Consider the following 17,450-nt stretch of genomic DNA (forward strand, 5'->3'; position numbering starts at 1 on the left):
ACAGATCAGGGACTAATTAGCAACCAAGCCGTTAATATTAAATAATCAATGAACAGCAAGATAAAAATCGCAATTGCAGAATTAAAAGAAATAATATTTCAAAAAAGACATCTATGCATACAACAATGCATTCACGACGAAAATAATAAAAAGGGTGTCATCAATAATGACTCCCTATGAATTTAGTTAAAATTATTTATGAATTAAAAATCCCTAAACGTTTCCTCCAGAAAAATAAATACATTTAAGGGACATAATGAAACAAGACATGTGGGAATTACGGAAAATACAGTCGCAGGGTATAACGGATAACGCACAGTATCCCGCAGGGACATACATCGTATTTACTGCCGCCGCCCCCTACATTCCGCTTTTTGAGCAACATGGGAAAGACGATATCGCGCTCAGTCTTGTTCGCCACGAAGAGGCGTGGTGGATTGTTAATCACTCCGATGAACTGTGCTGTGCCGTCAATGAGCAGGTGATGGAACCTCATCACCGTATGCGGCTGAATGATGGAGATACGATTGAATGGGGTCTGTCATCCTGGTGCCTTGCCCGCACCAATGATGAGTCCCGTCCCGATGTTTCGTTTCCTCAGTTGGTTCAGTCATCTGAATCCGTTGCTGAGTACCTGGATCTGGACTGGTTTAAACAACAACAGCTCAATCCGCAGAACCCGTTCGATATTATTCCCGTCCGGGAAACCGCATCCTCTTACACCGGCCATGAAGCGGATAGCACGCTACACCAGCTTTACCAGGAATATCAGCAGGCATTGCGGCCCTCCGGGCAGGAAAAGCCCCTCCGTGATAAACCGTTTCCCCGAAATGAAGACGCTGTCACCCAGGATTTGACGTCGTTATACGATAAAAAGGGCGACACCGACACGTTACAGGATATGGTGGCAGGCGCGCCCGGTATTGATGCCATTCTGGATATGCTGGACACGACCGGTGAGGGTGAAATGCACTGGCTGGCGATGGAATCAATGCCCGATATCCTGCAACTGCTCTCGCCGGAACTGGGGGGGAAAACCGCACATAGCGAGATACTGCCCGATCTGACCCGCCGCGAGCATCGTATTATTGGCATCGACAGCCACTACCGAATCACTCCGACACAGAAAAATGGAAATACCGCCCATGAAAAAAACTGACACGCTTCCTGCTACCCTGTCCGCGCTGCTACAGGAATACTCTATTGCGGAGGGGATTCAGATGGCGGAGCAGCAGGTTCGGGAAAATCCGGCGAAAGCGCTCTGCCGCCACAGCCTGTTTCAGTTGCTGTGTGTGGCCGGAGACTGGTCGCGGGCGCTACACCAGCTTCAGCTATGCGCCAGGATGGAGGCCAATTATACCCAGGAGGCCCGGCTGTACCGGGAGCTGGTTCGCTGCGAAATGTTCCGCCACACCGTTTTTCAGGGTGAACAACGACCCGGTTTTCTTCTGCCGCAGCCCGTTTGGGTGGAGTCACTGCTGGCGGCACTCGCCTGTCATGACGATACCGGCGAGGTTGATAAACACCGTAATACCGCACTGGAAGCCATAACAGATACTGGCGGACAGTGGAACGGCGGCGCATTTGACTGGGCGAGCGACAGCGATTCCCGCCTTGGCCCGGTACTTGAGCTGGTCACCGGCGGCGTGTATATCTGGCTGCCGTTTTCGCAAATACGCTCGCTGGAATCGCCGCAACCGGCGCGCCTGACCGATCTGCTGTGGAAACCCGTTAATATCACCCTGGTGAATGGCGATACGCACGGCGCCTGGCTCTTTACCCGTTACAGCGGTTCGGAAAGTGCATCCGACGCCCTGCGTCTGTGCCGGGAAACCGCCTGGCAGGACGGCCCCGGCGAAACCACCGTGCGGGCGCTGGGGCAGAAAGTGTGGCTGACCAGCCACGGCGATATCAGCCTGCTGGACATGGCCCATTGTACCTTTCATGCTCAGGAAAACGATGGCGCATGAGCACGTCTCGTTTTACACCCGCTAACCACCTGCTGCCCACCCTATTTGATCGGCTGTGTGACAATGCTCCGTATCAGAAAATTGACCGGGATATCAGCGTCACGCCGGTACAACTGAAGGAGATCATTCGTCGGGATCTCTCCTTTTTGCTCAATACCATTAGCCACGAAGGTGACATCGACGCCCGGCGCTATCCGCAGGCGGCGGCGTCAGTGCTCAACTATGGCCTGCCGCCGCTGGCGGGCAGCTTTATGTATGAGCATAAGTGGGACGATATCAGCGAGGCGATCCGGCGCGCCATTATCCGTTTCGAACCCCGGCTGAACGCCGCCACACTCAGGGTCACGCCCTTGCTCGATAAAACCCGGCAGGGTAGCTATAACACGCTACAGTTTGAAATTCGCGGACAAATTCTGACGCAGCCGTATCCCACGGAGTTTCTGGTACGCAGCGCGCTGGATATGGAGCTGAGCCGCATTACGTTCTTTTAATACAGGGCATTATTCATGGATCCACGGCTACTGGAGTATTACAACCGCGAACTGAGCTACCTGCGGGAGACCGGTGCTGAGTTCGCCACCCTCCATCCCAAAATTGCCGCCCGACTGGGGATGCAGGGAACCGATATTGCCGACCCGTATGTGGAACGCATGATCGAGGCGTTCAGCTTTCTGAGCGCCCGTACTCAGCTAAAAATTGACGCCGAGTTTCCCCGCTTCACACAGCGGTTACTGGAAGTCGTCAACCCCAATTACGTCACCCCCACGCCATCGATGGCAGTGGTAAAGCTGTATCCCGATACGCAGGAAGGCGACCTGGCGAAAGGGGTCACCGTGCCGCGCGATACCGCGTTCGTTTCCCCTATCCCGGAAGGCGAAAATACCGCCTGCCAGTTTCGCAGCAGCCAGGACGTCACGCTGTGGCCGCTGTCCATCGAGGAGGTACGCCTGACCGCCGCGCCGCCGGATATGCCCGCCCTGCACCGCTATCTGCCGCCTAATATTCATGTCGCCGGGGCATTGCGCATCACCCTGCGAACCTTCGGGGAACTGACTTTCAGCGAGCTGGCCGGTCCGGCACGGCTGCCCTTTTACCTCTGCGGCGAAGAACGCATTGCGTCACACCTGTTTGAGCTGCTGCATACCAGCGCCGTCGCCACACTGGCCGGTGAACCCGGTCACTTTGACGGCGAACTGAATGTGAATCTTCAACACCCGGTGGCGCACGAAGGGCTGGAGCCAGGGCAGGGGCTGCTGCCGCTCGCCTGGAACGTGTTTCACGGCCATAATCTGCTGCATGAATTTTTCGCCTGTCCGGAACGGTTTTACTTCTTCACCCCGACCGGATTGTCTGCCGGGTTACAAAAGGTGCAGGGCAATGTGGCGGAAATTGTCATACTGCTTAACCGCCTGCCGCCGGACTGGCTGATTCATCAGACGGACGCCGCACAGTTCAGCCTGTTCTGTACGCCGGTGATCAACCTGTTTCCCCGCACCACCACCCGGATTGAAGTCACTCACAGCGTGACGGAACAGCATCTGGTGGTGGATCGTACCCGTCCGCTGGATTACGAGGTGTTTTCTGTCCAGGAAGTCGAAGGCCTGGAAGCGGAAACCACACGGAAGATGATTTTTCGTCCGCTGTATCACACCCGTAATAATGACGAAGGCAACCACGGGCGTTATTTTTCACTGCGTCGTGAGCCGCGCCGATCGTCAGAAAGCGCCCGCCGCTATGGCACCCGAACCCCCTATACCGGCTCGGAAGTCTTCCTCTCGCTGGTTGATCAGCATGAAGCGCCCTACCCGGAAAATCTGCGCCATATCACCGTCACGGCAATGGTGACTAACCGCGATCTGCCCTGCCTTATTCCACGTAATGGCCGGGATGATCTGACCGTAGATGCGGCGATTCCGGTGGCGGGCGTGGGTCTTATCAGACCGCCGCGCCCGCCGCAGCCGCCGCTGGCTGAACGCGAAATGGCCTGGCGGCTGATCCGGCAGTTGTCGTTTAATTATCTGCCGCTGGCCGATCTGGATCACCGCACCGGCGGCCAGGCGCTGCGCGATCTGCTGAATCTGTTTATTCCGGCTCACGACAGCCCGCAGTCGCGCCAGGTGCGCAGCCTGATTGGCTGCAAAACCACCCCGGTGACCCGCCGCCTGCCCGGCTCCGGCCTGTTGGTCTATGGCCGGGGCGTCAGTTGCGAACTGACCGTGGACGAAGAGGGATTTTCCGGTATCAGTCCTTACCTGTTCGGTCTGGTGCTGGAACACTATATTGCCCGCCATGTTTCCATTAATACCTTCTCGCAGATGACGCTGCACTCGATGCAACGCGGGCATGTCATGACCTGGCCGGTCAGAACCGGGCAACGGGGGAGCGTATGACCGGCGCTCTCGACCAGGCGCAGAAAACCCCCTGGCGTTACGGATTCCTGAACCTGATGCGGCGCGTGGATGCCCAGCTCTGTGATACTCCGGCAGGCAGTATCTGGCAGCCACGGATGGAAAAATTCCGTCTGGGACAGACGCCGACGATGACCTTTGCGCCACGGGAAATCGCCCAGGTCAGCTGGCAGGATGGACGCCTGCACCTGAGCCTGTACAGCCTCGGACTATGGGGGCCAAACGGCCCGTTGCCGCTGCACTATACCGAGCTGGCACTGAACCGCTCAGAGAGTCGTCACGATCCGACGCTGGTTCATTTTTCCAATATTTTTCACCACCGCTGGCTGACGCAGTTCTGGCAGGCATGGCGCAGCGCCCAGTCCGCTGGTGGCGGGCTGGACAAACCGGAACACGACCGTTTTGCGTTTTATATCGCCAGTCTCAGCGGGCAGGATCTACGGGAAAGCGCCGAAAGCCCGCTGTCAGATCATGTTCGCCTGGCAGCCTCCGCCCATCTGGTACGCGAATCGCGCAATCCTGACGGGCTGGCCGCCACGCTGGCGCACTATTTCAGCGTACCTTTTGCGGTGAAAGAGTTCGCCCTGCACTGGATAACGGTGGCGAACGATGAAATCACCCGTCTGGGCACGCCTGCGCAGTCTTCGGTGCTGGGCAACGGGGCGCTTATCGGCCAGGCCGTACCGGATATGCAGTACAAATTCCGGCTAATTATCGGCCCGCTCACGCTGGAGGATTACCTGCGTTTTCTGCCCGGCGGCAACAATCTGCCCGTGCTGACAGAACTGGTGCGTACGTTCATCGGTTTTGAATATTGCTGGGAAATTGAGCTGCAGTTGAAGCCTCATGCCGCACCGCCTGCGGTGATCGGCGGCGCGCAGCGGCTTGGCTGGACGGCCTGGGCAGGTAAAGCCATGCATGACCGTCCGGTGACCGGCATGATTTTTGAACCTGAACACGGCTTAACCCACTGAGAGTAATGATATGGATATGTCCCTGACTAAACCGGTAAGCGCGGAACAACCCTGCGGCCCCGATCCGGAGTACGATCCGGAGTACCTGCTGCTGTTCAGCCGCGCCGCCCCCCAGGCGGAGGCGCAATATGGTGATTTTGTCAGTACGCCGGAAGCCGTGAACTGGCCGGAAATTGAGCGTGATGCGCGCCGTCTGCTCACGCGCAGTAAGGATATCCGGGTGTTGATCCTGCTGCTGCGCAGTCGCATCCAGCAGGCTGGCGCACAGGGACTGGCGGAAATGCTCACGCAACTGGCAGAACTGAGCGTAATCTGGTCTGATGCACTCCATCCGCAGCTGCTTACCGGCGAAGACGCATCCGCAGAGTCTATTGAAGATGCGGCGCTGGCGCGCAGTAATGCCCTGGCGGCGCTGCTGGATCACGAAGGCGTGATGGCAGACATTCGCGGTATCACGCTGTCAAACAGTGCCGCCCTGCGCCTGCAGGTACGGGATGTCGAGCGCGCGTTATCCGCTCCCCGCCCGGCTGATGCGTTGGCCCCCGAATCCGTCCGCCAGCAACTGGCCGACCTCGAAGCCCGTGGGGCATTACCGCTGGCGGCGTTTCGCGAAGCGCAGGAAAGCGCAGAACGCCTGCAAGTGTGGGCGCGTGAGACATTAGGCGATCTGGCTCCAGATTTTTCACGCCTGCGGCAGTTGTTAGCGCTGCTGCCTGACGTGGTACAGACAACCACACCGGAAATCCCTCCGTCGCCAGCGCCAGTGCCAGACCCCGCAGGCACGGTTATGGATAATGCCGTTCCGGCACGGGCAGAGAATGTGCCGCCTGTCAACGCGCCCCCCGGTATATCTATCCCACACAATGCTGAACCGGGGCCAATTCGCGATCGTAATGATGCGCTGGAACGCCTGCGGTGTATTCGTCGCTGGTTTGAGAGCAGTGAACCCAGCAGCCCAACCATCCCACTGTTACGCCAGGCTGAAAGACTGGTGGGAAAACGGTTCTCGGAGGTGATCAATGAGATCCCGGTGGAGTTGCTGGAGAAGTGGGATGCCCTGGAGTGATGATGCGCATGTCTGGCGGTTCTCCGTAATTATCTGAGTGACATCAACATTACGCAGTCTGCTTCTGCGCTGAACATGTCCCGATCCCGGTTAAGCACCGCCATGAGGCCGCGCCTTAAATGCCAGTGGGATCAAAATAGCCATGACAGTGAAAGAAGTGGCGGTAATATCCTGTTCGTCATCCAGGCGTAGGCCCATTTGCGTCAGATTCCACGATAGGCGGTGGCACTGCTGAAGACGAAAAAAAACCGCATCCTTTTTACAGTGATGCGGTTTTTTTTACTTCACAGGATGTATAAAAACACCCTGAGATTTGTATCTGGCGGAACGGACGGGACTCGAACCCGCGACCCCCTGCGTGACAGGCAGGTATTCTAACCAACTGAACTACCGCTCCGTGATGTTCCCGCTGGGAACGAGGCGAATATTACGGTTTGCGGTGTCGCCCGTCAACGCTTTTTCTCACCTTTTGAATCAGTTGCTGCAAAAATCGCCCGAAGGATGATTTTTATAGCCTAAAAAGGAATAAATTACGCCCGCCAAAGGCAACTTCCGCCCTTTTTCTGCACCAGATCAAGCCGCGATTCATGCGCAGCCAGCTCTTCCTCAGAGGCAAAAACGACCCGTAACCGGCTGGCCTGGCGAACGATTCGCTGAATGGTCGCCTCACCTTGCTGCCGTTGCGTCTCTCCTTCCATCGCAAACGTCATGGACGTTTGTCCGCCCGTCATCGCCAGATACACTTCGGCAAGGATCTGGGCATCGAGCAATGCGCCGTGCAAAGTACGTTTGCTATTATCTATCTCATAACGCGAACACAGCGCATCAAGGCTGTTACGCTTGCCGGGGAACATTTTCCGCGCCAACGCCAGGCTATCGGTAACTTTGCAGAAAGTATTGGTTTTAGGAATATCGCGTTTAAGCAGACCAAACTCATAATCCATAAAGCCGATATCGAACGATGCGTTATGGATGACCAGCTCCGCACCGCGGATATAATCAAGAAACTCATCGACCACATCAGCAAAAACCGGCTTATCCAGCAGAAACTCATCGGCAATACCGTGTACGCCAAACGCTTCCGGATCCACCAGCCGATCCGGCTTCAGGTAAACATGAAAATTGTTGCCGGTCAGACGACGGTTTATCACCTCAACCGCACCGATCTCAATAATCTTGTGACCTTCATAGTGCGCGCCTATCTGGTTCATACCGGTGGTTTCGGTATCGAGGACAATCTGTCGTGTAATTGCAGTGCTCATATCGGTCATTTATGTCAGACTTGCGTTTTGTTATCGATTTCAATTACAGGAAGTCTACCAGAGATGCTTAAACAGGTAGAAATTTTCACCGATGGCTCTTGCCTGGGGAATCCAGGGCCTGGTGGTTATGGCGCTATCTTACGCTATCGCGGTCATGAAAAAACGTTTAGTGAAGGTTACACGCTGACCACCAATAACCGTATGGAACTGATGGCGGCGATCGTCGCGCTTGAAGCGTTAAAAGAACATTGCGAAGTGACATTGAGCACCGACAGTCAATATGTGCGGCAAGGAATTACCCAATGGATTCATAACTGGAAGAAACGCGGCTGGAAAACAGCGGAAAAGAAACCCGTAAAAAATGTCGATCTGTGGAAACGTCTCGATGCTGCGTTAGGTCAGCATCAGATCAAATGGGTATGGGTCAAAGGCCATGCAGGCCATCCCGAAAACGAGCGTTGTGATGAACTGGCGCGCGCCGCGGCAATGAACCCCACGCAGGAAGATAGTGGCTACCAGGCGGAGGCTTAGCCATCCGGTTTGCGATATTGCCGGGTGGCGCCAACGGTCTGGCGGATAGGGGTTTTACTTTTATTATGTCGCAGCGGATTAAGCGTAAGCGGGATGGTCCGCTTACGGGCCACAATAAGCTGTAAACAGCCCAGCGCCGGGATATGCGTATTTAAAAGCCGCCCTCCCTGCTTTTTCCAGGGTAAGACATGAAAACGGCTATAATGTAGCACTTCAAAATTGAGTAAAGACAGCCAGTCCAGTTGCCGCATAAGGGTAAACATCCGACTATTATAGGGCGGTGTTTTACGTAAAACGGGTACCAGTTTACGTAACCCCATCAAACTCAGCGGGTTAAATCCACTGATAACCAGCCAACCGTCATCAATCAATACGCGGTCGGCTTCCCGCAATAAACGGTGCGGATCGGTACACCACGGCAAAGTATGCGCCAGCAGACAAACATCGACGGATTTATCTGCAAAAGGAAGGTGTAGCGGATCGGCCAGAACTTGCATCGGCGACCCCTGCGATGAAACATTCACCTGATGAGAGACCGCGCACGCTTCGGAATTGATTTCTGCGCTTAAATTACCGATTTTAAGCAAATGGAAACCATACATTTTTGCAAACCACGGATTGAGCTGCTGTTCCAGCGCCTCACGATAGTAATTGCCCCAGGGCAACTCACCCCAACATCCGGGCGCAACGACAGTTTGAGAGAGCCTTGCCGGTTTCATCGCAACCTTCCGCTAATTATTTGAGAGGTAATATATGAATCTTAACAGTATTCCCGCGTTTCAGGACAATTACATCTGGGTGCTGACCAATGATGAAGGCCGCTGTGTGATTGTTGATCCCGGCGAAGCGGCCCCCGTCTTAAAGGCCATTGCTGAACATAAGTGGATGCCGGAGGCGATTTTTCTGACGCATCACCATCACGACCATGTTGGCGGAGTCAAAGAGCTGTTGCAACACTTCCCGCAAATGACGGTTTATGGACCGGCGGAAACGCAAGACAAGGGAGCAACCCATCTTGTTGGCGATGGCGATACTATTCGCGTTTTAGGCGAGAAATTTACTCTTTTTGCCACGCCGGGCCACACGTTAGGACACGTCTGTTACTTTAGCCACCCTTACTTATTCTGCGGCGACACGCTGTTTTCTGGCGGCTGTGGTCGACTGTTTGAAGGCACGCCATCACAGATGTATCAGTCACTTATGAAAATTAATTCTCTGCCTGACGACACGCTCATTTGCTGCGCTCACGAATACACTTTAGCTAACATTAAGTTCGCATTGAGCATACTTCCGCACGATTCGTTCATAAATGAATATTATCGTAAAGTTAAAGAGTTACGTGTAAAAAAACAAATGACATTACCCGTTATTCTTAAAAATGAGCGTAAGATTAATCTTTTTTTAAGAACTGAAGATATTGATTTAATTAACGAAATCAACAAAGAAACAATATTGCAACAACCAGAAGCGCGTTTTGCATGGTTAAGGTCAAAGAAAGACACGTTCTGATAATTCTTACTTGTCATTCGCTAACTTCGCCGTTATGATCGGTCGTCTTTTAAGCAACTATTGACACACACATGAAGGCAAAAGCGATATTACTCGCCTCTGTCCTGCTTGTGGGGTGCCAGACGTCTCAGAACACTGGCAACGTCCAACAGCACGCACAGAGCCTTTCTGCAGCTGGTCAAGGGGAAGCAGGAAAGTTTACGAGTCAGGCACGATGGATGGACGACGGAACGTCTATCGCGCCAGATCAGGACTTGTGGGCTTTCATTGGCGACGAGCTAAAGATGGGAATTCCGGAAAACAGCCGGATTCGCGAACAGAAACAGAAGTATTTACGCAATAAGAGCTATCTCCACGATGTAACTTTACGGGCAGAGCCGTATATGTACTGGATAGCGGGGCAGGTTAAGAAACGTAACATGCCTATGGAGCTGGTACTACTACCCATAGTGGAGAGCGCTTTTGATCCTCACGCAACGTCTGGCGCCAATGCCGCAGGCATCTGGCAGATCATACCGAGCACAGGGCGCAATTATGGTTTAAAGCAGACCCGTAATTATGACGCGCGTCGCGATGTTGTAGCCTCTACGACCGCCGCGTTAGACATGATGCAGCGTCTGAACAAAATGTTTGACGGCGACTGGCTGTTAACCGTTGCAGCGTATAACAGCGGCGAAGGCCGTGTTATGCGGGCAATTAAAGCAAACAAAGCGCGTGGAAAACCGACGGATTTCTGGTCGCTTTCTTTGCCCAGAGAAACGAAACTCTACGTACCTAAGATGCTGGCATTGAGTGAAATTCTCAAAAACAGCAAACGCTACGGCGTACGTCTGCCAACAACAGATGAAAGCCGAGCGCTGGCACGAGTTCGTTTAAACAGTCCAGTTGAAATGGCGCAGGTTGCGGATATGGCGGGCATGTCTATCAGCAAGCTGAAGACGTTTAATGCCGGTGTAAAAGGGTCTACCTTAGGCGTAAGCGGTCCGCAATATGTTATGGTGCCCAAAAAGCATGCCGAGCAGTTGCGTGAGTCGCTGGCTTCCGGTGAGATTGACGCCGTTCAGTCCCAACTGATCGCCGACAATACGCCGTTGAATAGCCGTAGCTATAAGGTGCGCTCTGGCGATACGCTTTCCGGTATTGCTTCGCGGCTTGGCGTAAGCACGAAGGACTTGCAGCAGTGGAACAACCTGCGTGGTTCGCGCCTGAAAATCGGGCAAAGTCTGACCGTAGGCGCTGGCAGCAGCGCGCAACGACTGGCAAACAATAGCGATAGCATTACCTATCGTGTCCGTAAAGGCGATTCGCTTTCCAGTATCGCCAGACGTCACGGGGTGAATATCAAAGATGTGATGCGCTGGAACCATGATACGGATAATCTACAACCGGGCGATCAGCTTACGTTGTTTGTGAAGGACAATAGCACGCCAGACTCCTGATATTGTCCGACGAAAAAGCCAAAAGGCGCCGCTTCCCCCGGCGCCTTTTAAATTGCTATACCGCTTTATGCGCTTCCAGCATGATAGTATCGCTGCTAAACGAGCCGTCATCCTGCAACTCAAAATAACGCTTCACCTCTACCGGGGCGCTCGCCTGATATAATCGAATCGCCTCAACCAACGGCGCTGGCGTACGCATCCGCGTTACCCATGAGCGAAACTCCAGCGATAAACGATCGGTTATCACGGTATTCGTTACCAGCATCGCGTTATTGACCATCGTCAGCCATTCGCCACTGGAATAGTTACGGACATGCGACGTGTCGCGTAACGCCTCCACCGTTTGCAGCCAGATATCGCGTACAGGATGTCCAGGCGACATGACATCCATGATAATCAGCACGCCGCCGGGTTTTAATACACGATAAACCTCACGCAATGCCTGACCAACGTCGTGCCAGTGATGCGCGGAATAGCGGCTAATCACCACCTCAAACGATGCATCTTCAAAGGGCAGTTTTTCGGCATAGCCTTGCCGGAGAGTAATATTACTTAAATGTCTTTCTTCCGCCGCTCCAGCGACAACCTCAAGCATGCTGGCGGATAAATCGTATGCCACGACCGAGTTGGCATGTTGCGCAGCGACAAAACTCGCGTGTCCAGCCCCACATCCCATATCCAGTACGCTCGCGTGGGAAAAATCAGACAACCTTTGCGCCAGCCGCGCTAAGTCACGACCTGATGCGTGAACGGCGCTATGTAAATAGGCGTTCGCCTGTGAACCAAACTGCTTTTCAACATTGTCATGATGGGAATGCGTTGTCATGGTAGTGCCCTTCTGTTATGAGAAAAATAGAGGGCAGTACCCGCAGAGGCCTGCCCCACGGCAGACCTGACTCACCTTTATTGCTCAGGTTTGCCGGGACTGAATTCAACGAGTAGCGGATTGTGATCGGAAGCGCGCGTCACCAGTACGGAGGCTTCATTCACGTTTAACCCACGATAAAAAACAAAATCCAGCGGTCGTCCAAACGCACGACGGCGCTGATCGTCAGTGAAACGCACCTGGCGCAGCGACATCTCACGTGCAAAGCGGTACAACGCATTCATACGTGGACGGCTCCAGGCATTAAAATCACCCGCCATAATGACAGGGCCGCTATGGTGCGCAATCTGGTCGCCGATCGGAAGTAACTGCTTACTGTATACGTCCACACCCAGACTAAAATTTACCGCATGAACATTTACTACCATTAATAAACGGGTATCCGGCAAGGGATATACCGTCACCAGGGCTGATTTCGCCAAACGTAAAATCGGTTCTCTTTCCCGTAAAGGGCAGCAGTAAACAGGATGGGCGGCAGAAAGCGTCATGACGCCAGACGGATGCTGAGGTAATACAAAAGCGGGAACCTGGTCGGCGGCAAGATAGTTAGCGGTGGCAAACTGTACCAGTTCAGGCGTCGTCTGTGCCTCCTGCAACAGGACCAGATGCGCATCTTTGCCGTAGTTCTTCAGCACCGATAACCATTCGGCTCGCTGCTGCTTGAATATATTCCACACGAGGATACGGATCCGCTCTTCACTGCTTAGCGGTTCCCCGGCGGGCAATGCCTGGCCGATGCTCGCAAACGACCCTGGCGGCAAAATCCGCTCGGCGGGCTGTCCGGCAACATAGCGCATCGCATAGGTGTTTTTTCGCACTTTTGACTTTCAAACCTCTGTAACGTCAACCAGTCCTCAACCGGACTGATTCTTCTGTTATAGGGATTTTAGCACTCACTTTCAACGAACAATTGCAGTTTGTTTTGTAAGTAGGCGCTTACATCAATAATTTACTCCAGAGCAATGCGTACAGGTTTATCAAGACGTCCGCTGACACCCATCAGCAGGAAAGCCACCAGAACAATGAGGGCGCCAATCCACGGCGTCTGCGCCAAACCGTAATGCGCCACCGTTTGTCCGCCAATCACGGAACCCAGCGCAATACCAATGTTAAACGCCGCAATGTTCAGACCTGACGCCACATCTACTGCATTAGGCGTGAATTGTTCCGCTTTCTGTACCACGTAGACCTGTAACCCCGGTACGTTACCGAAGGCAAAGATCCCCATCACCAGAATGGTAGCCAGCGCGGCATACTGCGTGGAAGCCGTCACCTGGAAGACCATCAGCAGAACAAACAGTGCGGCGAAAATGAATTTCAGAGCCGGCACGGCACCATGCTTATCCGCCAGTTTACCGCCCCAGATATTGCCGATAGCCACAGATACGCCATAACCCAGTAGGATCCAGCTTACTGCTGCCGGGGAGAATCCCGCCAGATCCTGCATCATCGGCGCCAGGAAGGTGAATGCCGTGAATACCCCGCCGTAGCCCAGCGCCGTAACGGCGTAAATCAGTAACAGACGAGGATGAGTCAGTACTTTCACCTGGTCACGAATGCTGGCGGCCGCCCGACCGGGAATATTGGCAGGGATCAGCAGTTGACTGCTCATCAGCGCAATCACGCCTAACAGTGATACCGCAAGGAAGGTCTCACGCCAGCCAAAATGCTGACCGATAAATGTTCCCAGCGGCACGCCCGTGACCAGCGCTACCGTTAAGCCACCAAACATAATAGCGATAGCAGAAGCCGCTTTCTCTTTTGGCACCAGACTTGTCGCGATGGTAGATCCAATCGAGAAGAACACGCCGTGCGCCAGGCCCGTCAGCAGACGGGCGACGATTAATGTCATATAGCCCGGTGCCTGCCATGCCAGCAAATTCCCCGCCGTAAACAAGACCATCAGCGCGACCAGTAACTGTTTACGCGGCAGGCGTCCGGTCAGCGCGGTTAGCACCGGCGCGCCAATAGCCACACCCAGCGCATAGATTGAAACCAGCATTCCGGCGGAAGGTAACGAGATAGCCAGTTGTTGAGCAATGGTCGGCACCAGGCCGACAATCACAAACTCAGTCGTACCGATAGCGAAGGCACTTATTGTCAGTGCAAATAAAGCGAGAGGCATACATAACTCCATAACAGCAGTAATCAGATGACACGCAGTATGCCTGGATGTTTTAATGACAAAAATAGCCAAAATATCAATTTAATTTTGCTTCAGGAGCAAAAATGAAAGCCACCTCCGAAGAACTCGCAATTTTTGTCGCTGTCGTGGAAAGCGGCAGCTTCAGCCGGGCGGCAGAGCAGCTTGGACAGGCCAATTCCGCTGTCAGCCGGGCAGTTAAAAAGCTGGAGATGAAGCTCGGCGTCAGTCTGCTTAATCGTACGACCCGACAGCTGAGCCTGACTGAAGAAGGAGAGCGATACTTCAGGCGCGTGCAGCAGATACTGCAAGAAATGGCCGCCGCAGAAACGGAAATCATGGAGTCGCGTAATACCCCGCGCGGCTTACTGCGTATCGATGCGGCAACGCCGGTAATGCTGCATTTCCTGATGCCGCTGATTAAACCTTTTCGTGAACGGTATCCGGAAATAACGTTGTCTCTTGTCTCCTCAGAAACGTTCATCAATCTTATTGAACGAAAAGTGGATGTTGCGATACGCGCAGGCACGTTGACAGATTCAAGTCTGCGCGCGCGTCCGTTATTTACCAGTTATCGTAAGATTATCGCCTCACCGGATTATATTGCCCGTTTTGGCAAGCCAGAGACCGTTGAAGAATTAAAACGGCATCTGTGCCTGGGGTTCTCAGAACCTGTTTCGCTCAATACCTGGCCGATTGCCTGTAGCGACGGGCAGCTCCATGAGATCAAATGTGGGATTTCTTCCAATAGCGGGGAAACGTTAAAACAACTTTGCCTGAACGGTAACGGCATTGCATGTCTTTCAGATTATATGATTGATAAAGAGATCGCGCGGGGAGAACTGGTGGAACTGCTGGCCGATAAACGTCTGCCGGTAGAAATGCCTTTCAGCGCCGTTTACTACAGCGATCGCGCCGTCAGCACACGCATTCGGGCATTTATCGACTTTTTGAGCGAATATATAAGAACAGCCCCCGCAGGAGCTGTGAAAGAGGGTTAAAGGTACAAAGGATCGGGTAATTAATCCCAGGCAGGAGCCAGTCCTTCCGGGCTAACCAGACGATCGTTGCAGTCCAGTGCCGCGATCGCATTTTTATCTTCGGCATCCAGATGCAGATCCTGCGCCAGCAGGTTGCTTGCCAGGTTTTCACGCCTGGTGGATGAAGGGATCACCGAGTAACCTTCACCCATTGCCCATGCCAGAATAACCTGCGCCGGGGTCGCATTATGTTTAGCCGCAATGCGCGCAATCACTTCATCTTTCAGCGCCTTACCGTATGCCAGCGTCATATAAGAGGTGATATGGATACCGTGCGCTTTCGCCCAGTCAACCACCTTACGATTCTGCAGATACGGAGATAGTTCAATCTGGTTGGTGGCGATATTGTCTGCGCCCACCGCGGCAATAGCCTTTTCCATCAACGGAATGGTGAAGTTTGAAATGCCAATTTCGCGAGTCAGCCCTTGTTTTTTAGCTTCAAGCAATGCCTGCATAAATTCTTCGACAGGCACGGCATCACCCGGAGATGGCCAGTGGATCAGCGTCAGATCGACATAATCGGTACGCAGTTTTTTCAGGCTCTCTTTCAGGCTTGGGATTAGCTTGTCTTTGCTAAGATTTTCAATCCAGATCTTGGTGGTGATGTACAGCTCATTACGCGGTACGCCGCTCTCAGCAATCGCCTGTCCAACAGCCGCTTCATTATCATAGATTTGCGCAGTGTCGACAGCACGGTAGCCTAGTTCAAGCGCCGTTTTAACAGAAGCGATAACCACGTCGTCTTTCAGGCGAAAAGTACCTAAACCGAATGCAGGGATAGTCATAGAATTCCTCTTTTTAATCACTATGTTCGTTAACTGAGGGGATTATGACCTTCAGCGCTTTGCAGAAAAAGAGCGAGAAATGCAGAGGATTTTTGCGAATTGAGCAATAATTAAATGACATGCAAAGAAAAAGCCCTGAGCTAATGCTCAGGGCTCTTAATAAGTGGCGGAACGGACGGGACTCGAACCCGCGACCCCCTGCGTGACAGGCAGGTATTCTAACCAACTGAACTACCGCTCCACCGAATTCTTTTACAACCACTGATTTTTACATCAGTTTACTGCTTAATTTGATGCCTGGCAGTTTATGAATCACTTCGTGATTCACCCTTCGGGCCGTTGCTTCGCAACGTTCAAAAGCTTTCGCTTTTGTCCTACTCTCTGTCGAGTAGTGAACTGCCCCGAAAGTTAATGCCATACTTCTAATTTGATGCCTGGCAGTTCCCTACTCTCGCATGGGGAAACCCCACACTACCATCGGCGCTACGGCGTTTCACTTCTGAGTTCGGCATGGGGTCAGGTGGGACCACCGCGCTACGGCCGCCAGGCAAATTCTTTTGTGCTCAGTACGCAATTCTTTATCGCATCAGCGGCGTTGCCTGCGCTCGTAAACTCAGTCACATACTTCTGTATGCTCCTTCCTTTCCTTCGCTTGCCGCCTTGCTGCTGCGCAAATTATTGCGTACTCAACTCTGAATCAGTGCTGAAAATCGTCTTCTCATCCGCCAAAACATCTTCGGCGTTGTAAGGTTAAGCCTCACGGTTCATTAGTACCGGTTAGCTCAACGCATCGCTGCGCTTACACACCCGGCCTATCAACGTCGTCGTCTTCAACGTTCCTTCAGGAGACTCTAAGTCTCAGGGAGAACTCATCTCGGGGCAAGTTTCGTGCTTAGATGCTTTCAGCACTTATCTCTTCCGCATTTAGCTACCGGGCAGTGCCATTGGCATGACAACCCGAACACCAGTGATGCGTCCACTCCGGTCCTCTCGTACTAGGAGCAGCCCCCCTCAGTTCTCCAGCGCCCACGGCAGATAGGGACCGAACTGTCTCACGACGTTCTAAACCCAGCTCGCGTACCACTTTAAATGGCGAACAGCCATACCCTTGGGACCTACTTCAGCCCCAGGATGTGATGAGCCGACATCGAGGTGCCAAACACCGCCGTCGATATGAACTCTTGGGCGGTATCAGCCTGTTATCCCCGGAGTACCTTTTATCCGTTGAGCGATGGCCCTTCCATTCAGAACCACCGGATCACTATGACCTGCTTTCGCACCTGCTCGCGCCGTCACGCTCGCAGTCAAGCTGGCTTATGCCATTGCACTAACCTCCTGATGTCCGACCAGGATTAGCCAACCTTCGTGCTCCTCCGTTACTCTTTAGGAGGAGACCGCCCCAGTCAAACTACCCACCAGACACTGTCCGCAACCCGG

Annotated in this window: 16 protein-coding genes, 2 tRNA genes and 2 rRNA genes; 10 read left to right on the forward strand and 10 right to left on the reverse strand. The window is 53.4% G+C overall.

Going from position 1 to position 17,450, the window contains the following annotated elements; all coding sequences use genetic code 11:
* Positions 1 to 256: 256 nt before the first annotated feature.
* Genes tagK through ABVN36_RS19625 form a run of 6 tightly spaced genes read left to right on the forward strand, consistent with a single transcriptional unit; the run spans position 257 to position 6,418 of the window.
* On the forward strand, positions 257 to 1,159 hold the full coding sequence (tagK, locus tag ABVN36_RS19600) for a type VI secretion system-associated protein TagK (RefSeq protein ID WP_033903596.1): 903 nt from the start codon (positions 257 to 259) through the stop codon (positions 1,157 to 1,159).
* Complete coding sequence (locus tag ABVN36_RS19605) at positions 1,146 to 1,970, forward strand: type VI secretion system accessory protein TagJ (RefSeq protein ID WP_001622741.1); 825 nt, start codon at positions 1,146 to 1,148, stop codon at positions 1,968 to 1,970. The genes tagK and ABVN36_RS19605 overlap by 14 nt, the downstream gene beginning before the upstream one ends.
* Entirely contained in the window at positions 1,967 to 2,461 is a 495-nt protein-coding gene (gene tssE / locus ABVN36_RS19610; protein WP_000108007.1) for a type VI secretion system baseplate subunit TssE, read from the forward strand. Before ABVN36_RS19605 ends, tssE begins: the two co-directional genes overlap by 4 nt.
* Positions 2,462 to 2,476: 15 nt before the next feature.
* Positions 2,477 to 4,360 (forward strand): type VI secretion system baseplate subunit TssF, encoded by a 1,884-nt coding sequence (gene tssF / locus ABVN36_RS19615; protein WP_023138344.1) that lies wholly within the window; start codon positions 2,477 to 2,479, stop codon positions 4,358 to 4,360.
* On the forward strand, positions 4,357 to 5,352 hold the full coding sequence (gene tssG / locus ABVN36_RS19620; RefSeq protein WP_000145239.1) for a type VI secretion system baseplate subunit TssG: 996 nt from the start codon (positions 4,357 to 4,359) through the stop codon (positions 5,350 to 5,352). The genes tssF and tssG overlap by 4 nt, the downstream gene beginning before the upstream one ends.
* A 10-nt stretch (positions 5,353 to 5,362) precedes the next feature.
* The gene (locus tag ABVN36_RS19625) at positions 5,363 to 6,418 is read left to right on the forward strand and encodes an ImpA family type VI secretion system protein (protein WP_023138345.1); all 1,056 of its coding nucleotides are present in this window, start codon (positions 5,363 to 5,365) and stop codon (positions 6,416 to 6,418) included.
* A gap of 320 nt (positions 6,419 to 6,738) precedes the next feature.
* Here the strand turns inward: ABVN36_RS19625 and ABVN36_RS19630 are convergent.
* Both ABVN36_RS19630 and dnaQ read right to left on the reverse strand, forming a co-directional pair.
* A tRNA-Asp gene (locus tag ABVN36_RS19630) sits at positions 6,739 to 6,815 on the reverse strand.
* Positions 6,816 to 6,948: 133 nt separating this feature from the next.
* Positions 6,949 to 7,680 (reverse strand): DNA polymerase III subunit epsilon, encoded by a 732-nt coding sequence (gene dnaQ / locus ABVN36_RS19635; protein WP_001670675.1) that lies wholly within the window; start codon positions 7,678 to 7,680, stop codon positions 6,949 to 6,951.
* Between the two features lie 63 nt (positions 7,681 to 7,743).
* On the opposite strand from dnaQ, the gene rnhA reads away from it, so the two are divergent.
* Positions 7,744 to 8,211 (forward strand): ribonuclease HI, encoded by a 468-nt coding sequence (gene rnhA, locus ABVN36_RS19640; RefSeq protein WP_000917872.1) that lies wholly within the window; start codon positions 7,744 to 7,746, stop codon positions 8,209 to 8,211.
* Here the strand turns inward: rnhA and ABVN36_RS19645 are convergent.
* Positions 8,208 to 8,930: a class I SAM-dependent methyltransferase gene (locus tag ABVN36_RS19645; protein WP_000801238.1), complete on the reverse strand. Its 723-nt coding sequence runs from the start codon at positions 8,928 to 8,930 to the stop codon at positions 8,208 to 8,210. The two genes, rnhA and ABVN36_RS19645, sit on opposite strands and share 4 nt — an antisense overlap.
* A 34-nt stretch (positions 8,931 to 8,964) precedes the next feature.
* Between ABVN36_RS19645 and gloB the strand changes: the two genes are divergently transcribed.
* Positions 8,965 to 9,720: a hydroxyacylglutathione hydrolase gene (gene gloB / locus ABVN36_RS19650; protein ID WP_001052773.1), complete on the forward strand. Its 756-nt coding sequence runs from the start codon at positions 8,965 to 8,967 to the stop codon at positions 9,718 to 9,720.
* Positions 9,721 to 9,791: 71 nt separating this feature from the next.
* Positions 9,792 to 11,159, forward strand: coding sequence for a murein transglycosylase D (gene mltD, locus ABVN36_RS19655; RefSeq protein WP_000644706.1), 1,368 nt, complete (start codon positions 9,792 to 9,794; stop codon positions 11,157 to 11,159).
* Positions 11,160 to 11,214: 55 nt separating this feature from the next.
* Here the strand turns inward: mltD and ABVN36_RS19660 are convergent, their stop codons facing one another.
* The 3 genes from ABVN36_RS19660 to ABVN36_RS19670 all read right to left on the reverse strand — a co-directional run bounded on the left by ABVN36_RS19660 (position 11,215) and on the right by ABVN36_RS19670 (position 14,170).
* Positions 11,215 to 11,985: a class I SAM-dependent methyltransferase gene (locus ABVN36_RS19660; protein WP_023138346.1), complete on the reverse strand. Its 771-nt coding sequence runs from the start codon at positions 11,983 to 11,985 to the stop codon at positions 11,215 to 11,217.
* A 77-nt stretch (positions 11,986 to 12,062) separates the two neighbouring features.
* Positions 12,063 to 12,863, reverse strand: a complete 801-nt coding sequence (locus ABVN36_RS19665) for an endonuclease/exonuclease/phosphatase family protein (RefSeq protein WP_001230970.1) — start codon at positions 12,861 to 12,863, stop codon at positions 12,063 to 12,065.
* 131 nt (positions 12,864 to 12,994) lie between these two features.
* A complete protein-coding gene (locus tag ABVN36_RS19670; RefSeq protein WP_001127535.1) occupies positions 12,995 to 14,170 on the reverse strand; it encodes an MFS transporter in 1,176 nt (391 codons plus the stop codon).
* A gap of 104 nt (positions 14,171 to 14,274) precedes the next feature.
* Between ABVN36_RS19670 and yafC the strand changes: the two genes are divergently transcribed.
* Entirely contained in the window at positions 14,275 to 15,189 is a 915-nt protein-coding gene (yafC, locus tag ABVN36_RS19675) for a DNA-binding transcriptional regulator YafC (RefSeq protein ID WP_000648534.1), read from the forward strand.
* Positions 15,190 to 15,209: 20 nt separating this feature from the next.
* On the opposite strand, the gene dkgB is transcribed toward yafC, so the two are convergent.
* The 4 genes from dkgB to ABVN36_RS19695 form a co-directional block, all read right to left on the reverse strand.
* Positions 15,210 to 16,013, reverse strand: a complete 804-nt coding sequence (gene dkgB, locus ABVN36_RS19680; protein WP_023138347.1) for a 2,5-didehydrogluconate reductase DkgB — start codon at positions 16,011 to 16,013, stop codon at positions 15,210 to 15,212.
* 164 nt (positions 16,014 to 16,177) lie between these two features.
* Positions 16,178 to 16,254, reverse strand: a tRNA-Asp gene (locus ABVN36_RS19685).
* Between the two features lie 191 nt (positions 16,255 to 16,445).
* A 5S ribosomal RNA gene (gene rrf, locus ABVN36_RS19690) occupies positions 16,446 to 16,561 on the reverse strand.
* Positions 16,562 to 16,759: 198 nt separating this feature from the next.
* Positions 16,760 to 17,450 (reverse strand): 23S ribosomal RNA (locus tag ABVN36_RS19695); the annotation flags it as partial.

Origin of the sequence: Salmonella sp. SJTUF15581 (genome assembly GCF_043356775.1) — a bacterium.
Taxonomy (GTDB): domain Bacteria; phylum Pseudomonadota; class Gammaproteobacteria; order Enterobacterales; family Enterobacteriaceae; genus Salmonella; species Salmonella enterica.